Here is a 16,634-nt window from a genome sequence, read left to right as displayed (position 1 = left end):
TATAAATTCTAAATTTTCCCTAATTTATTTTGTAATTCATTCACAACCTCTAACGGAATTTCTATTTTCAAAGATCTGCAAAGCTTATTAAACTTAATACTTTTCTCTAAACATTTCAGATTATCTTTACAAACATATACCCCTCTACCATCAGACTTATAAGTTTCATCAATTTTAACAATTTTATCTGGAGTCCTACATATTCTTATAAGTTCATACTTATTTCGTCGTTCATTACATCCAATACATCTTCTAAACAAAACTCCCCTATTCTTCATTAGCTATTTCCTCTTGGAATATGCCATCATCAAATTTAGTTGCATCATTTTTAATGTTCTCTTCAATTTTAAAAACTTCTTCATTCTCATTATTTTCATCATAAAAACTCTCAACTTTCGATAACGGTTTTATATCTATCTTCCATCCTGTTAATCTAGCAGCTAATCTCACATTTTGTCCTTCTTTACCTATAGCTAAAGAAAGCTGAGAATCATCAACTACAACATCAGCTAATTTTTTTTCTGGATCAATTGATATTTTAGATATATTAGCAGGACTTAAAGCATTTGATATATATATCTCAGGATCTTCATTCCATTTTATAATATCAATTTTCTCATTTTTAAGTTCGTTAACAATGCTTCTTACCCTAAGTCCTTGTTCTCCAACACATGCTCCCACAGGATCGACTTCTTCCATATTAGAGAAAACTGCCATCTTTGTTCTAGCACCAGCTTCACGGACAATATTTTTAATCTCTACGATGCCTTCCTGTATCTCACTAACTTCTAATTCAAATAACTTCTTCACAAAATTAGGATCAGTCCTTGATACATGAACTTGAGTACCCTTAGGTGAATTTATAACTTCTGAAACATAAAGTTTTATTTTCTCATTTCTCATAAATCTTTCTCTAGGAATTTTATCATTTGTCCTCAAAATTGTTTCAATTCTTCCTATGTTAATAAAAACATGGTCTTTATCATTCCTAAGAACCGTACCTGTTATAATCTGGAACTCCTTTTTCACATACTCCTTGTATAACAAATCACGTTCTGCTTCTTTAATTCTCTGAGTTACTACCTGCTTAGCAAGAGTAGCTGCCACACGTCCAAAGCTTTTTGGGGTAACCTCAACATCACATATATCACCAATATTATAGTAAGGACTTATTTTCCTAGAATCATCTAAAACAATCTCTAAAGAAGAATATCTAATTGATTCTACAATTAACTTCTGTGCAAAAACTTTTATTTCACCAGTAACCCTATTCATTGTTACTTTTACATTTTGAGAGGCTCCTTGATTTGCGTAGTTTTTTTTATATGCTGCTATGAGAGCATCCTCTATTGTTGTGAAGATTAGATCTTCACTTATTCCTTTATCTTTAACTATTGTTTTAAGTGCATCTATAAATTCTTTATTCATGGATATCCCCCTAAGATATTTCCTCTAAATTTATATTTTTTATCATATTGAGGTCAAATTCTAACTCTCTATTTTCAACTTTAACTTTAATGCCATGATCATTAACATTAACTAAAATTCCAATATATTTCTTAACACCTTCGAAACTTTTTGATAGTCTAACACAAACAACCTTGTTTATTGCATCCATCATTTGCTTTAAAGTGTATAATTTCCTGTTTATCCCAGGAGAAGATACCTCCAAAAAGAATTTATCATTTATCTCAAGACTATCTATAATGAAATTTATAGTTTTTGCAACAATCTCACAATCTTTAACAGTAATCTTCTCGTTTATATCTTCATGGGTAATCATTACCCTTAGATAATTGTGACCAAGTTCATTTACATACTCAATATGATAAATTTCATATCCTAAATCATCTATAGAGCTACTAATATTTTCTCTAATTAAGTTAACCAAACTATCCAAAACTACCTTCCTCTTTTATTATAAAAATTTTCCATCGTAAAATACAGAGAGAGCAGGTCTTAAAACCTACTCTCTCTCAAATAAATAATGCAAATAAACATTGTATTATCGAATTATAGCACAGTTATATTTTCATTGCAACTATTTAATATTAGAACTATATTTAGTTTAATATATTATTTAAATCTTTTTCTAGTGTAGAAATATCTGCATTTTTTAGTATTATGTGTTTAGCAAAGCGAATCTATAATGGAATAATAAAAATTCTCTGATACCAATCTATAATGGTTTCAGAGAATTTCGATTTTATGATTCTATTTCCATCACGTTCTTATCTGTAAAAAATCACTCTAAAATTGTAAATTCATTGACAATTGATTATTTTCAGGCAAATCTCTTATACATCCATGGGACTGAAGTGTTTCAATTACTGTTTTAGATACCTTTGCTCTATTTTTCAAATCCTGAATAGATATAAATTCACAAAATCTACCAGCCTCATATAAATTTTTTGCGGCTGTAGCACCAACTCCTTGCAATGCATTAATAGGTGGAAGTATTCCTCCATCTTCTATCTTAAAATCATTGTAATGTGATTTATATAAGTCTACCTTATAGAATTTAACACCTCGTGCATATGCTTCCAAAGCTATCTCAAGTACTGTCAAAAGTCCTTTATCTTTTTGAGTTAAATTATTTCCTAAAGCATTTAATTGACCAATTTTCTCTTTAATAAACTCTGCTCCATTACAAATTAAATTTGCATCAAACTCATCAGCTCTAACAGTAAAATAAGCAGTATAATACTCAATCGGATAATAAACCTTATAATAAGCAATTCTAACAGCCATCATAACATAAGCTACAGCATGACCCTTAGGAAACATATACTTAATTCTTCTACAAGACTCAATATACCAAGACTCTATTTTATTTTCTGCCATTATATCCTCATATTCTTTTGTTAGACCTTTACCTTTACGCACACTTTCCATAATATCAAATGCTTTCTTAGCTGGTAGTCCTTTATAAACCAAATAAACCATAATATCATCTCTTGTGGATATACAATCTTTAAGTGTTGTATATCCTTTCATAATAAATTCCTGAGCATTATTAATCCAAACATCTGTTCCATGTGATAAACCCGATATTCTTACAAGGTCTGAAAACGTTGTCGGCTTGGTATCAAGTAACATTTGCCGTACAAACTTAGTCCCAAATTCAGGAATTCCAAGCGTACCTACAGAACAGTCTATATATCCTGGCTCCATATTAAGAGCAGATATACCAGTAAATAAACTAAGCACTTTTTCATCATTTAACGGTATTTCTTGAGGATTCAATCCTGTTAAATCTTTAAGCATCTTAAGCATAGTTGGATCATCATGTCCAAGAATATCAAGTTTTAATAAACGTCCACTTATTGAGTGATAATCAAAATGAGTAGTTATTACATCTGCATCCATATCGTCTGCTGGATGTTGTATCGGTGTAAAATTAAATATATCATTATCTTTAGGTACAACCATTATACCCCCTGGATGTTGGCCAGTTGTTCTTTTAACTCCCGTTAATCCTTTGGATAACCTCTCAATTTCTGGTTGAGGTACTCTAATACCCATTTCTTCTATGTATTTTTTAACATAACCATAGGCTGTTTTATCAGCAATAGTACCAATAGTGCCTGCTCTAAACACATAACCTTTACCAAATAACTCCTCAGTATATTTATGAACCAATGGTTGATATTCTCCAGAAAAATTTAAATCAATATCAGGCTCTTTATCTCCATCAAATCCTAAAAAGGTTTCAAATGGAATATCAAATCCATCTCTTAAATATTTTGTACCACATTTAACACAATCTTTTGATGGTAAATCTACTCCAGCATTAACACTACCATCTGATATAAATTCTGTGTCCTTACATTTTGGACAAACATAATGGGGTGGAAGTCCATTAACCTCAGTTATTCCACAAAATGTCGCAACAATCGATGATCCAACAGATCCTCTTGAACCAACTAAGTATCCATCGTCTAAGGACTTTTTAACAAGTTTATGTGCAATTAAATAAAGTACAGCATATCCATTCGATATAATAGAATTCAATTCCTTATCAAGCCTATCTTTTATTATTTGATGAAGATTTTCTCCATAAATAGAGTGAGCCTTTTCATAAGCCATCATCCTTATCTCATCATCTGATCCTTCTATCTTAGGAGGAAAAGTTCCATTTGGTATTGGCAAAATTTCATCAACCATATCATTAATCTTGCTTGGATTTAAAAGTATAACTTCATCTCTAACATCCTTTGACAAAAATTCAAACTCTTTAAACATTTCATCAGTAGTTCTTAAATATAAACTCGTATCATCTAAATTTACTTTAAAATTCTGACAAACCCTTAAAATATTTCTATAAATATTATCCTTCTTTTCTATATAATGAGCATTTGAAACAGCAACTACTAATTTTTCATTTTTCTTCCCTAACTTATAAATTTCCTTTATAACATCTTCAATCTCTTTATAATCTTTAAATCTCTCAGATCTAATCTGCTCTGTACAATTAACAGGAGGAGAAATTTCAAAATAATCATAAAAGTCTATTATATCATTAATCCTATCATCATCTAAATAATCAGTAATAGCCTTAAATATTTCTCCTTCTCTAAATGATGCACCTATTAATATACCTTCTCGGTGCTTCAATATCTCACTCTTTGGAATTCTCGATGTCTTAAAAAAATATTCCAAATGACCCTTAGATACAAGCTTATATATATTTTTTAAACCATTATAATCTTTTGCAAGCAATACAGTTTGATATGTAAAAATTTTTGATATATGTATATTTTCTCTATACTTCTTATTCAGATCCTCTAAACTCAAAATCTCTTGTGATTTTAATCGCTCAAAACATTTAATTAAAATCATCGCTGTTGCTTTAGCATCATCTACCGCTCTATGATGATTATCAAGAGGTATTGCTAAATGTTTAGCAACTACATTTAACCTATATCTCTTAAGTTCAGGAAATAAGAATTTACATATGTCTATAGTATCCAGTAAAGAATTTTTAAAACTATATCCAAATTTATTACCATTTCTCCTAATAAACGACATATCAAAATCTATGTTGTGAGCAACAAGTATTGCTCCAGAACAAAAATCATAAAATTCTCCAATAATATTTTCAATAATAGGAGCACCTGCTACCATTTCATTACTTATTGATGTTAATTCTGTAATTTTATACGGTATATTCATCTCTGGATTAACAAATGTAGAAAATTCATCTACAATTTCTCCATTTATAATTTTAACAGCACCAATCTCAATTATTTTTTCATTCACATTTGAAAATCCCGTGGTTTCAATATCAAAAACTACAAAAGTATCATTAATTGTTTTACCAAAATCATCATTAATTAATGGTTTCAAATCATCAACCATATTAATCTCTATACCATAAATAGGTTTAATCCCAAACTTTTTAGAAGCATCCATAACATTTGGATATGCTTGAACTACATTATGATCAGTAATTGCTACTGATTTATGTCCCCAATCTTTCAAAGTTTTAAATAATGCATTAACATTAATCACAGAATCCATTGTGCTAAGATTTGTATGAGAATGTAATTCAATTCGTTTTTCTCCATAATCATCTCTTCGTTCTATCTTACTAATAGAACTAATATTATACGCAATAATTGCTAATTCATTTGTGAAGTTATCCATCACAACCTCACCTTTAATTTTAACATTGGAATCATTTTTCACTTTGTCTAAAATATTTTCATTATCTTTTAATCTCAAAAAATACTTTACATTTATAGATGATGTATCATCATTGATATAAAAATTAAGAATTTTTTTACCTGTTTTAGTTGTCAAAACTTTTTGGTTAAAGATACATCCTTGAATAACTATATTTTTTTCAGGAATAGTAATCGAAGATATCTCAATCGCATTTTCAAGAATTTGTTTCCCAACAATGACACTATCATCTGAGTACTTATTATTATCTACCTTAACCTTACTATTTAAAAAAACTGGATCATTAGGGATAGAATCAATAGTTTTATTTTCAACAATTATATCATCTTTAATAAAATCTTCTTTCTGATTACCATAAACAATTTCTATATTCACATCTATATTGAAGAAATATTTAACAAAACCTTCAAGCTCGATATTTACATTATTGTTATTAAACTTATTTATTATAAAATTATTTGACGATATATAAATCAGTTTACTATCAACTACATTAGGTTTCACAAAAAAAACTGGATAAAATATTGGATTAGTGAACTTAACATACTCAAGAAATGAATCATAATTATTATGTAAAAAATCATCCACAGATTTAGAATAGCAGTTTTTTATTAAAATAATTTCATAATTAAAATTTTTATCTACTTGATTTCTAAGTTTTGCTTTCAAATCATCCTTATTAAAATCATCTTCGTATTCAATATAAATTAAAACATTTCTCTTATCTTCCCAAATTTCTATTTTTAAAACTTTCATTATTCCCACTCACCCATAATATCACAATTTAAAAGAGAGGAATTACTTCCTCTCTTCATAATGTATCTATTTCCTTTTTCAATTCATCTAATAGATATTCCTCTTTAACTTTTCTAAGTATTTCACCTTTTTTAAAAATTAATCCTTCACCATTTCCACCAGCTACTCCAATATCAGCCTCTCTAGCCTCACCTGGTCCATTAACAGCACATCCCATTACAGCAATAGTTATATTTTTATCTATATCTTTTGTCAACTGCTCAACTTTGTTAGCGAGATCTATAAGATTAAACTTTGTTCTAGAACAAGTTGGACAAGAGATCAAATTCACACCCTTATTATAAATATTCAAAGATTTTAATATTTCCTTGCTAACTTTAACCTCATTTACAGGATCATCAGTTAAAGAAACCCTAATAGTATCACCTATACCATTATGTAATAAAGTTCCAATACCTATGCTTGATTTAACAGCACCTGATAAAAACAAACCTGCTTCAGTAACGCCTAAATGCAATGGATAATCAACAGCACTTGAAATTTTTTTATAGGACTCAATCATCATCTCAACATCAGATGATTTGACAGAAATAACTATATTCCTAAAACCAAACTTTTCCAACAAATCAACATTTTTTAAAGCACTTTCAACTAATGCATCAGTAGTCTTTTTCCCATACCTGCTGAGAATATCCTTTTGTAGAGAACCACCGTTAACTCCAATTCTTATAGGAACTCCATATTCCTCACAAGCATTAACAACTTCTCGTATCTTATCTTCATTACCAATATTTCCAGGATTTATCCTAACTTTATCAATTCCATTTTTTATACAAGCCAACGCTATCCTATAATCAAATTGAATATCCGCAACTAAAGGAATATTTGTATTTTTTTTAATCTTAGAAATACAATCCACTTCTTGATTATCAGTAATGGCAATTCTAACTATATTACAACCTTCTTTTTCTAAAACATTAATTTGATTTATAGTTGCATTTACATCCTTAGTATTAGTATTAGTCATAGATTGAATTGCTATTGGATTGCATCCACCAATCATTACATTTCCTATCCTAACTTCCTTTTTTAAAATTCTATCCAACTTAAAACCATTCCTTACTTAAAATAAAAATTATAAACTCACAGGAAAAAATATATCCTTCAAAGTAACAAAAATCATTAACAAAATCAATAAAGTAAATCCAACATAATTTATCTTAGCTAAAATATCCTGCTTAATTCGTTTTTTAGATACCAATTCTATAAAATTAACTACAACAGCTCCGCCATCCAAAGCTGGAAAAGGTATCAAATTAAAAATACCTAAATTTACACTTAAGAAAGCTGTAAAATTTAATAACTGTTGTATACCAGCTTTAGCTGCTTGACCAGAAACCTTAAAAATAGTTATTGGTCCACTTAAATCCTTAACAGATGCTTTGCCTGTTATAAGTTGCGCCAAAGAAGATAATACTTGTTTAATTTCTGAAAAAGTCTGCTTAAATCCATTAAACACAGCTTCAAAAAAACCAGGATTTTCTATAAATTTTGGTTTTATACCTATAATCAAAGAATTATTTTCAATCTTTGGGAAAACATCAAAATTCATCTTCTGGTTATCTCTTAAAACTCCTATATTAATCTTTTCTTTACTTTCAGATGTTTGCAATCTAAATACAAACTCATTCCAATTCAAAAACTTTTTAGAGTTTATTGACACCAATTCATCTCCAACCTTTAAGCCAGCAACCTCAGCTGGACTACCTTCAATAACCTCATTTATTACTGTGGAAGTATACCCAGTGAATGCACTAATACCCCCAAAAATTAAAAACGCTAAAATAAAATTCATGACTGGACCAGCTAAAATTATGGATATCTTTCTCAAGGGACTCTTATGTATGTACGCTCTATCTTTGTCGTAATGGCTAACTTCATCATCAGACTCATCATACTCCCCTAACATTTTAACATATCCTCCAATAGGTAATAATCTTATAGAGTACATAGTTTCCTTGCCTTTGATTTTAAATATTAATGGTCCCATTCCTATAGCAAATTCTTCAACTAAAACTCCATTCATCTTAGCCACTATAAAATGACCAAACTCATGACCTACTATAAGAATACCAAAACTTAATACAACCAAAAGTATTACAATTAAATTACTCATTTAATGCTCCTTTATATAAAAATTTGCGAATAAATAAATACCACAATAGATATGAGCAAAATGCTATCAAACCTATCTAATATACCACCATGTCCGGGGATCAAATTACTAAAATTTTTAATATCCACAAACCTTTTTATAGATGATGCGATCAAATCTCCTATTTGACCAATAACTCCTATTATAAAACTCAATAAAATTAGATTAATTATCGGAATATCCAATTTATCCATAAAAATGGTACCATAAAGAACAATAACTATAATGCAACTTATAACTCCCCCAGCAAATCCCTCTATTGTTTTGTTTGGACTTATTCTTTCAATCAATTTATGCCTACCAAAATTTTTACCAATTACATATGCCATAGTATCTGTTGTCCATGCACACAAAAAAACAATCCATGGTAGATAATTATTTATTTCACTTAATATAAAAATAAAACTAAACGGTATTACTATATAAAAAACAGCTATAAAACTCAAACTTATATCTATAATGTGATTTTTATAATCTAATAAAAAACATAGCAATACAAGTAAAAATAAAAGTACTAAAATATTTATGTATTCAATCCCTAATATATAATATATTATTGCAAAAAAAATAAGTAAACATATATTAATTTTTAAATTTTTTTTCATGAAAACATTTGAAAACTCAATTAAAGATAAGATGGTAATAGTAAACATCACAATTTTTAAAAACATACCACCTAAAATTAATGATATAATTATTGGGATAATTATTAATGATCCTATATATCTTTTATTTATTTTTGAAAAATCAATTCCCATCGTCTACCTTTCCAAAGCGTCTTTTCCTTTTTTTAAAACTCTCTAAAGCATCATATAAATCTGATTTTTTAAAATCTGGCCAAAACACATCTGTATACCAAAACTCAGTATAAGCACACTGCCACAATAAAAAATTGCTTAACCTATACTCACCACTAGTTCGAATCAATAAATCTGGATCTGGTATATCATATGTATACAAATACTTTGAAAATAATTTTTCATCAATATCATCAATATCTAATTTCGAATTTTTAGCATCTTCAGCTAAATTCTTAACAGCCCTCAATATTTCATTCCTTGCCCCGTAATTTATAGCAAGTGTTAAAACCATTTTAGAATTATTTTTAGTTTCATTAATTACAAATGCTATCAATTTCATTGTTTTCTTTGGTAATTTACTAACGTCGCCAATAACATTTAATCTTATATTTTTTTGCATCAAATCATCTAGTCTTTCAGTTAAATATTTATTTAATAATAACATTAAATTATTAACTTCAAAGGCTGGACGTTTCCAATTTTCAGTAGAAAATACATATAATGTTATGTACTTAATATTAAGATCCTTACATTGATCTATAAGCATTTCTAAATTTTCGACCCCGGCTTTATGGCCTTCAGTTCTTGAAAGATTTCTATTTTTTGCCCATCTCCCATTACCATCTAAAATTATAGCTATATGATTAGGAAGATTACCATGTTTCAAATTCAATTTCAATCGAACCTTCCTAAATTGACATTATTTCTTTTTCTTTATTTGCAACTATTTCATCCACTTTTTTAACAAATTTATCCGTCTGTTTTTGTATATCATCTTCCGCTTTTTTTAAATCATCTTCTGTTATTGATCCATCTTTTTTCAATAATTTAACTTTATCGTTAGCATCTCTTCTTAAAGCTCTTAACGCAACTTTTGAATCTTCAGCAATCTTTTTAGCTTTTTTAACAGTATTTCTCCTCGTCTCCTCTGTCATTTCAGGAATAATTAATCTTATTGATGATCCATCGTTGTTTGGCATTAATCCTAAATCTGATTTTAATATAGCTTTTTCAATATCTTTTAGAATATTTTTTTCCCACGGTTGAATCATTAATATTCTAGACTCTGGTGTAGAAATATTAGCAAGCTGATTAAGTCTAGTCATAACTCCATAATACTCAACTTCCACTCTATCAAGCATATTTGGATTAGCTCTTCCTACCCTGACAGAGCCTAACTCTCCTACCAATACATCCATAGTTTTTAACATCTTTTCTTTCAATACATCCACTATTTGACTAATCATACTAAACACCTCACTTATTTACTTACAAAGGTTCCTATTTTTTCGCCTTTAACTGCTTTTAATATATTTCCTTCAATATCTAAATTAAAAACAATTATTGGTATATTATTATCCATACACAACGATGTAGCAGTCGAATCCATAACCTGTAAATTATTTTTTAAAATTTCCAAATAACTTAATTCGTTGTATCTTATAGCATCATCATATTTCATTGGATCTTTATTATATATACCATCTACTTTTTTTGCAAGAAGTATAACCTCTGCTTCAATTTCTGCTGCTCTTAATGCCGCAGCTGTATCTGTTGAAAAAAATGGATTACCTGTACCAGATGAAAATATTACAACCCTACCTTTTTCTAGATGTCTTACAGCTTTTCTCCTTATATATGGTTCCGCTATCTGTTTTATTTCTAACGCACTTAATACTCTAGTAATTATACCATACTCTTCCAATGAATCCTGTAGAGCTAATGAATTTATGCATGTAGCAAGCATACCCATATGATCCGCAGTTGTTCGATCCATACCACGCCCAGCTCTACCTCTCCATATATTTCCACCACCAACAACAACGCCTACTTCTAAACCATTATCTTTAAGTTCTTTTATTTCTCTAGCAATCCTTCTGCATACTTCAAAATCTATTCCAAATCCTATATTACCCGCAAGTGCCTCACCAGATAATTTCAACAAAACTCTTTTAAACTTATACTCCATTTTTCCCCCTATATAAACTTAAATTAATTTCAAAAAAAGAGAACAATGCCAAACATGTTCTCTTTAATAAAACAACTCCTATTTATTACCTTTATTCATCTGTTTCTGAACTTCTTCAGCAAAATTCTCTTCGATTTTTTCTATACCTTCCCCTTTTTCAAAACGAGAAAAACGTATAATTTGAATTTTTGAGCCTAATTCTTTAGATTTATTTTTAATAAACTTTGCAACTGTTAAATCTGGATCTTTAACAAAACTTTGTTCAGTTAAACAAACTTCCTGATAATATTTTTTGATTCTTCCTTCAACCATTTTTTCAACTACTTGTTCTGGTTTTCCTTCATTTAGAGCTTGAGTTTTCAAAATTTGACGTTCTTTTTCAACCACTAATTGATCTACACTATTAACATCTAAAAATAGAGGATTACTAGCAGCTATTTGCATACAAATATCTTTAGCAACTTTAAAAACATCCTCACTTTTATTATCACTCTCTAACTCAACTATAACACCAATCTTACCATCACCATGAATATAAGTATTAATAACTCCATTATTAGCTGAATAATTAACCACTCTTCTTAATGATATATTTTCTCCAAGTTTGGATACTAACCCAATAAGAGCATCTTTAACAGTACTAAACTCCTGATTAAACTTATAGTTTAAGCTCTCAATTGTTTGAACATCATCACACTGATTTTCGGAAGCTATCTCACAAATTTCTTTGGATAATTTTACAAATAATGGGTTAATAGCTACAAAATCTGTTTCACAATTCAATTCAACTAAAGTCCCTTTAGAAAAATCTGTGCTAACATAAGAAGAAACAACCCCTTCAGCAGCAACTCTTCCAGCTTTTTTAGCTGCCGATGCTAGACCTTTTTCTCTTAAAACATCTATAGCTTTTTCAAGGTCACCATCTGTTTCAGATAGAGCCTTCTTACAATCCATCATTCCAGCTCCAGTTAATTCTCTCAGCTCTTTAACCAATTGTGCAGTTACCATTGTATATTCCTCCTTTTAAGCTTCTTGAGTCTCTTGAACTTCCTCTATAACGTCTACACCCTGTCTTCCTTCAACAATAGCATCAGCTATTTTACTAGTTATTAATTTTACAGCTCTTATTGCGTCATCATTTCCTGGAATAGGAAAATCTATTTCATCTGGATCACAGTTTGTATCCACAACTGATACAATAGGAATCCCTAATTTTTTTGCTTCATAAATAGCATTTCTCTCTTTTTTAGGGTCTATTATAAACATTGCTCCAATATTATTAGCATCTAAATTCTTTATCCCACCTAAATTTCTTTCTAATTTTTCCCTTTCAGAACGAAGCTTTATAACCTCTTTCTTTAACATCAAAGAAAATGTTCCATTCTCTTCCATTTCTTTCAAAGTTTCAAGACGTTTAATCCTATTCTTGATAGTCCTAAAATTAGTCAGCATTCCTCCTAACCATCTATGGTTAACATAATGCATTCCTACTCTCTGTGCTTCTTCTCCTATTGTTTCTTGAGCCTGTTTCTTCGTTCCAACAAACAAAATATCTTTACCTTCTGTAGCCAAACTCCTTACAAACTCATATGCTTCTTCTAATTTCTTAACAGTTTTTTGTAAATCTATTATATATATTCCATTTCTTTCTGCAAAAATAAATCTACTCATTTTAGGATTCCATCTTCTTGTTTGATGTCCAAAATGAACACCAGCTTCTAATAATTGTTTCATTGAAATAATTGACATACTTAAAATCCTCCATTTGGTTAAATCTTCCACTATCTATACTCCAAACCAAACCTAATCCAAAGGCACCAAAGTTTAAATTAGAGAGTGTGCTTAATTACGTTAATAATATACCATATAGCTAATCAAGCATCAATAAAAATTTTTATTTATCTTTACAATCTTGATCAATACATTCATAGAACTCCTGTTTTCTTTTAATTTTCTTAACTGTAATACCACCACATTTAGGACACTTAACATTGCTCGGTTCATTCCATGATATAAAATCACATTCAGGATACTTACTGCATCCATAGAATACTTTTCCTTTTTTACTCTTCCTAACATTGATTTCCCCACCACATTTAGGACATGGAATGTTCAATTTTTGAATAATAGACTTAGTATTTTTACATTCCGGATATCCTGGACATGCTAGAAAAACACCATATCTACTATGTTTTTTAACCATATTACGCCCACATTTATCACATAAAACATCAGTAACTTCGTCTTCAATCACAACCTTCTTAACTGTATTCTCGGCTATATCAATTTTTTCTTTTAGTGGTTTATAGAACTCATGAACTATACTTTTCCAACTTGCTTTACCTTCTTCTATCCCATCTAATTTTTTTTCCATGTCAGCTGTAAATTCTATATCAACAATCTCTGTAAAATTATTTTTTATTAAATCATTGACTATAATTCCTAATTCTGTTGGAACAAATTGTTTATTTTGACGTTTTAAATACATACGATCGAAAAGAGTACTTATAGTTGGAACGTAAGTACTTGGTCTTCCTATAGATTTTTCTTCCAATAATTTAACAAAAGATGCTTCGGTATATCTTGGAGGTGGTTGTGTGAAATGTTCTATACTTTCCACTTTAACATTCTTTAATTCTTCCCCTTCTTCAAATGCTGGAAGTATTAAGTCTTTATCATCCTTATCAACTTCATAAACTTTCAAAAATCCATCAAATTGCAACTGAGATCCATTTAATTTAAATAAATAATCTCCATTTTTTATACTAATAGCCATTGTATTGTATACAGCATTACGCATCTGACTTGCCAAAAATCTTCTCCATATTAGAGAATATAACTTATACTGATCATCTTTTAAAGTTTGCTTTGCAATATCTGGTGTAATTTCTACATTGGTAGGTCTTATAGCTTCATGTGCATCTTGAATATTTTTATTATTCTTCCCATATTGCCTCGGTATATCAAGTTTATATTTGTCTCCATATACTTTAGCCACAAATTCATTTGCTTGATTTAAAGAATCAGCCGATAATCTAACAGAATCCGTTCTCATATAAGTGATTAATCCTACAACTCCATATCCTTTAACCTCAACTCCCTCATATAGTGACTGAGCAACAGACATAGTCCTCTTTGTCTGAAAATTTAATTTCTTATAAGCCTCTTGCTGAAGGGTACTTGTAGTAAAAGGTGGTGATGGATACTTATTTTTTGAGCCTTCCTTTATTTCATCTACAATATACTTTCCTTCGGACAACTCATCTAATATTTCTAAAACTTTATTTTCTGTTAATTCATCCAATTTTTCCTTGTGCTTAGAATGAAGTTTGAACACATATTTCTTAGAATTCTTTTTTCCACTGCCTTCTATCGTAAAATATTGTTTAACTTCAAAACTATTTATTTCATTTTCTCTATCACATATTAACTTCAGAGCCGCGGACTGCACCCTACCAGCACTCAACTTAGGCTTCACTGTTTTCCATAAAATAGGACTTATACCATATCCAACTAATCTATCTACTACTCTTCTAGCCTGCTGAGCATTAACTAAATTCAAATTAATACTTCTAGCATTTTTAATAGAGTTTTTTATGGTTGTTTTTGTTATTTCATTAAATTCAACTCTACATTTATCATCAACATCAATCCCTAATATATAAGCTAAATGCCAAGATATAGCCTCACCTTCCCTATCTGGGTCAGTTGCTAAAAAAACTTTTTCACTCTTTTTAGAAGCCTTTTTAAGTGATTTAATTAAATCAGCTTTTCCCCTAACATTTATGTAATTTGGTTCATAATCATCTTCAACAGATACTCCTAATCGACTCTTAGGCAAATCTCTAATATGTCCCATTGATGCTACAACTTCATAATTCAATCCCAAATATTTTTTTATAGTCTTAGCTTTTGCTGGCGATTCAACGATAACTAAATATTTTGCCATAGTTTAATCCCAAAGGATTGATAATCCCCCCATTTCAATTAAACAACATTATCAAAAGTAATAATTTTTAAAATATAATATATTTTTTTTCACATATAGTCAATCACAAAAAATAATTTATATGATAATAAAATTATTTTTAAATTATTTTTAAATTACTTTTAATTGATAAAAGTTACCTACAGATGCTTCTATAATATTTAAATTTTCAAGCTCAAATAATATCTTATAAATATCTACTACACTAATTCCTGTTTCATTAGCAATTTCATCAATATTACTAGGTTTCTTCTTTATCAATGAAAATACTTTATACTTGAAAGGATCAGATAGTAATTTTTCATGATTCCCATAATTAATACTAGTAGTATTGCTATTTAATTTAAAAATATCATACAAATCTTTAATTTCTGAAATTATATGAGCACCATCTCTTATCAACTTATTGCACCCCATACTTTTATCCCAAAAAATTGGACCTGGTACCGCTGCTATATCTTTTCCATAATCTAACGCATATTTTACAGTAATCATAGTTCCACTTTTTTCTCTAGCTTCAACAACAATAAGTCCATCCCCAATAGCACTAATTATACGATTGCGTTGAGGGAAATTAAATTTATCAGGTTTTGTATACACATCGTATTCAGACAATATACACCCCTTATCCCCTATTTCATCAAAGTACTTAAAATTCTCCTTTGGGTAATAGTTTAATAATCCAGATCCAAGTACACATATAGGCATGCCATTACTTTCTAAACAAATTTTATGAGATAATATATCAATTCCTCTTGCTCCACCACTAACTACACCAACATTATTTACACTTAATTCTCTCGATATTTTTTTGCAAACTTCTTCTCCATATGGTGTAGCATTTCGAGTCCCTATAATAGATATACAATATGCATCTAATAAATCTATATTTCCCTTATAAAATATAGAAAATGGTTTGTTATCAATATCCTTTAATTTATTTGGATAATTATCATCACCATATTTCACAAATTTTATATTATATTTATCCAAGATATTGCTGTATTTATGCAAATCAAAATCATCTTTTAATTGCTTATAAGTTTTAACAAACCTGTCATACTCATTTAAATTTATATAATTTAAATTTCCATTTTCTATTAACCCCTTGTACACTTCTTCAGATGTTTTAAAATCTTCTATTAATTTAATCTTAATATTTGAACTTACATTTGTTTTTAAAATCCAATAATCATAAAAATTCATGATTACCCTCCA

The 16,634-nt window shown here is 29.1% G+C and carries 14 protein-coding genes; all 14 read right to left on the bottom strand.

The genetic code is table 11. The features are described 5' to 3' along the window. Nucleotides 1-8 precede the first annotated feature (8 nt). The 14 genes from rnpM to dprA all read right to left on the bottom strand — a co-directional run bounded on the left by rnpM (nucleotide 9) and on the right by dprA (nucleotide 16,622). The gene (gene rnpM / locus SFBM_RS03825; protein ID WP_005806317.1) at nucleotides 9-278 is read right to left on the bottom strand and encodes an RNase P modulator RnpM; all 270 of its coding nucleotides are present in this window, start codon (nucleotides 276-278) and stop codon (nucleotides 9-11) included. Continuing rightward, entirely contained in the window at nucleotides 268-1,428 is a 1,161-nt protein-coding gene (nusA, locus tag SFBM_RS03820) for a transcription termination factor NusA (RefSeq protein WP_005806318.1), read from the bottom strand. The genes rnpM and nusA overlap by 11 nt, the downstream gene beginning before the upstream one ends. Before the next feature lie 10 nt (nucleotides 1,429-1,438). Further along, on the bottom strand, nucleotides 1,439-1,900 hold the full coding sequence (gene rimP, locus SFBM_RS03815; RefSeq protein ID WP_005806320.1) for a ribosome maturation factor RimP: 462 nt from the start codon (nucleotides 1,898-1,900) through the stop codon (nucleotides 1,439-1,441). A 350-nt stretch (nucleotides 1,901-2,250) separates the two neighbouring features. Further along, nucleotides 2,251-6,444, bottom strand: a complete 4,194-nt coding sequence (locus SFBM_RS03810) for a PolC-type DNA polymerase III (RefSeq protein WP_014017920.1) — start codon at nucleotides 6,442-6,444, stop codon at nucleotides 2,251-2,253. 55 nt (nucleotides 6,445-6,499) lie between these two features. Then, nucleotides 6,500-7,549, bottom strand: a complete 1,050-nt coding sequence (gene ispG, locus SFBM_RS03805) for a flavodoxin-dependent (E)-4-hydroxy-3-methylbut-2-enyl-diphosphate synthase (protein WP_005806324.1) — start codon at nucleotides 7,547-7,549, stop codon at nucleotides 6,500-6,502. Nucleotides 7,550-7,579: 30 nt separating this feature from the next. After that, a complete protein-coding gene (gene rseP / locus SFBM_RS03800) occupies nucleotides 7,580-8,620 on the bottom strand; it encodes an RIP metalloprotease RseP (protein ID WP_005806325.1) in 1,041 nt (346 codons plus the stop codon). An 11-nt stretch (nucleotides 8,621-8,631) separates the two neighbouring features. Then, entirely contained in the window at nucleotides 8,632-9,417 is a 786-nt protein-coding gene (locus tag SFBM_RS03795; protein WP_005806327.1) for a phosphatidate cytidylyltransferase, read from the bottom strand. Next, nucleotides 9,407-10,138 carry an isoprenyl transferase gene (locus SFBM_RS03790; protein ID WP_005806328.1) on the bottom strand — a complete coding sequence of 244 codons (732 nt, stop codon included), beginning with the start codon at nucleotides 10,136-10,138 and terminating at the stop codon, nucleotides 9,407-9,409. The genes SFBM_RS03795 and SFBM_RS03790 overlap by 11 nt, the downstream gene beginning before the upstream one ends. Before the next feature lie 10 nt (nucleotides 10,139-10,148). After that, nucleotides 10,149-10,706 (bottom strand): ribosome recycling factor, encoded by a 558-nt coding sequence (gene frr / locus SFBM_RS03785; RefSeq protein WP_005806330.1) that lies wholly within the window; start codon nucleotides 10,704-10,706, stop codon nucleotides 10,149-10,151. A gap of 14 nt (nucleotides 10,707-10,720) precedes the next feature. Further along, the gene (pyrH, locus tag SFBM_RS03780) at nucleotides 10,721-11,428 is read right to left on the bottom strand and encodes a UMP kinase (RefSeq protein ID WP_005806332.1); all 708 of its coding nucleotides are present in this window, start codon (nucleotides 11,426-11,428) and stop codon (nucleotides 10,721-10,723) included. Between the two features lie 78 nt (nucleotides 11,429-11,506). Further along, complete coding sequence (gene tsf / locus SFBM_RS03775; RefSeq protein ID WP_005806334.1) at nucleotides 11,507-12,436, bottom strand: translation elongation factor Ts; 930 nt, start codon at nucleotides 12,434-12,436, stop codon at nucleotides 11,507-11,509. Between the two features lie 15 nt (nucleotides 12,437-12,451). Next, entirely contained in the window at nucleotides 12,452-13,177 is a 726-nt protein-coding gene (gene rpsB / locus SFBM_RS03770) for a 30S ribosomal protein S2 (protein ID WP_007440586.1), read from the bottom strand. Nucleotides 13,178-13,322: 145 nt separating this feature from the next. Then, complete coding sequence (gene topA / locus SFBM_RS03765) at nucleotides 13,323-15,377, bottom strand: type I DNA topoisomerase (RefSeq protein WP_014017919.1); 2,055 nt, start codon at nucleotides 15,375-15,377, stop codon at nucleotides 13,323-13,325. 150 nt (nucleotides 15,378-15,527) lie between these two features. Continuing rightward, on the bottom strand, nucleotides 15,528-16,622 hold the full coding sequence (gene dprA / locus SFBM_RS03760) for a DNA-processing protein DprA (protein ID WP_005806339.1): 1,095 nt from the start codon (nucleotides 16,620-16,622) through the stop codon (nucleotides 15,528-15,530). Between the last annotated feature and the right edge of the window lie 12 nt (nucleotides 16,623-16,634).

The sequence above is a fragment of the Candidatus Arthromitus sp. SFB-mouse-Japan genome, assembly GCF_000270205.1.
Taxonomy (GTDB): domain Bacteria; phylum Bacillota; class Clostridia; order Clostridiales; family Clostridiaceae; genus Dwaynesavagella.
Note: the sequence above shows the minus strand (reverse complement) of the source record. Positions and strands in the feature narration are given on the sequence as shown.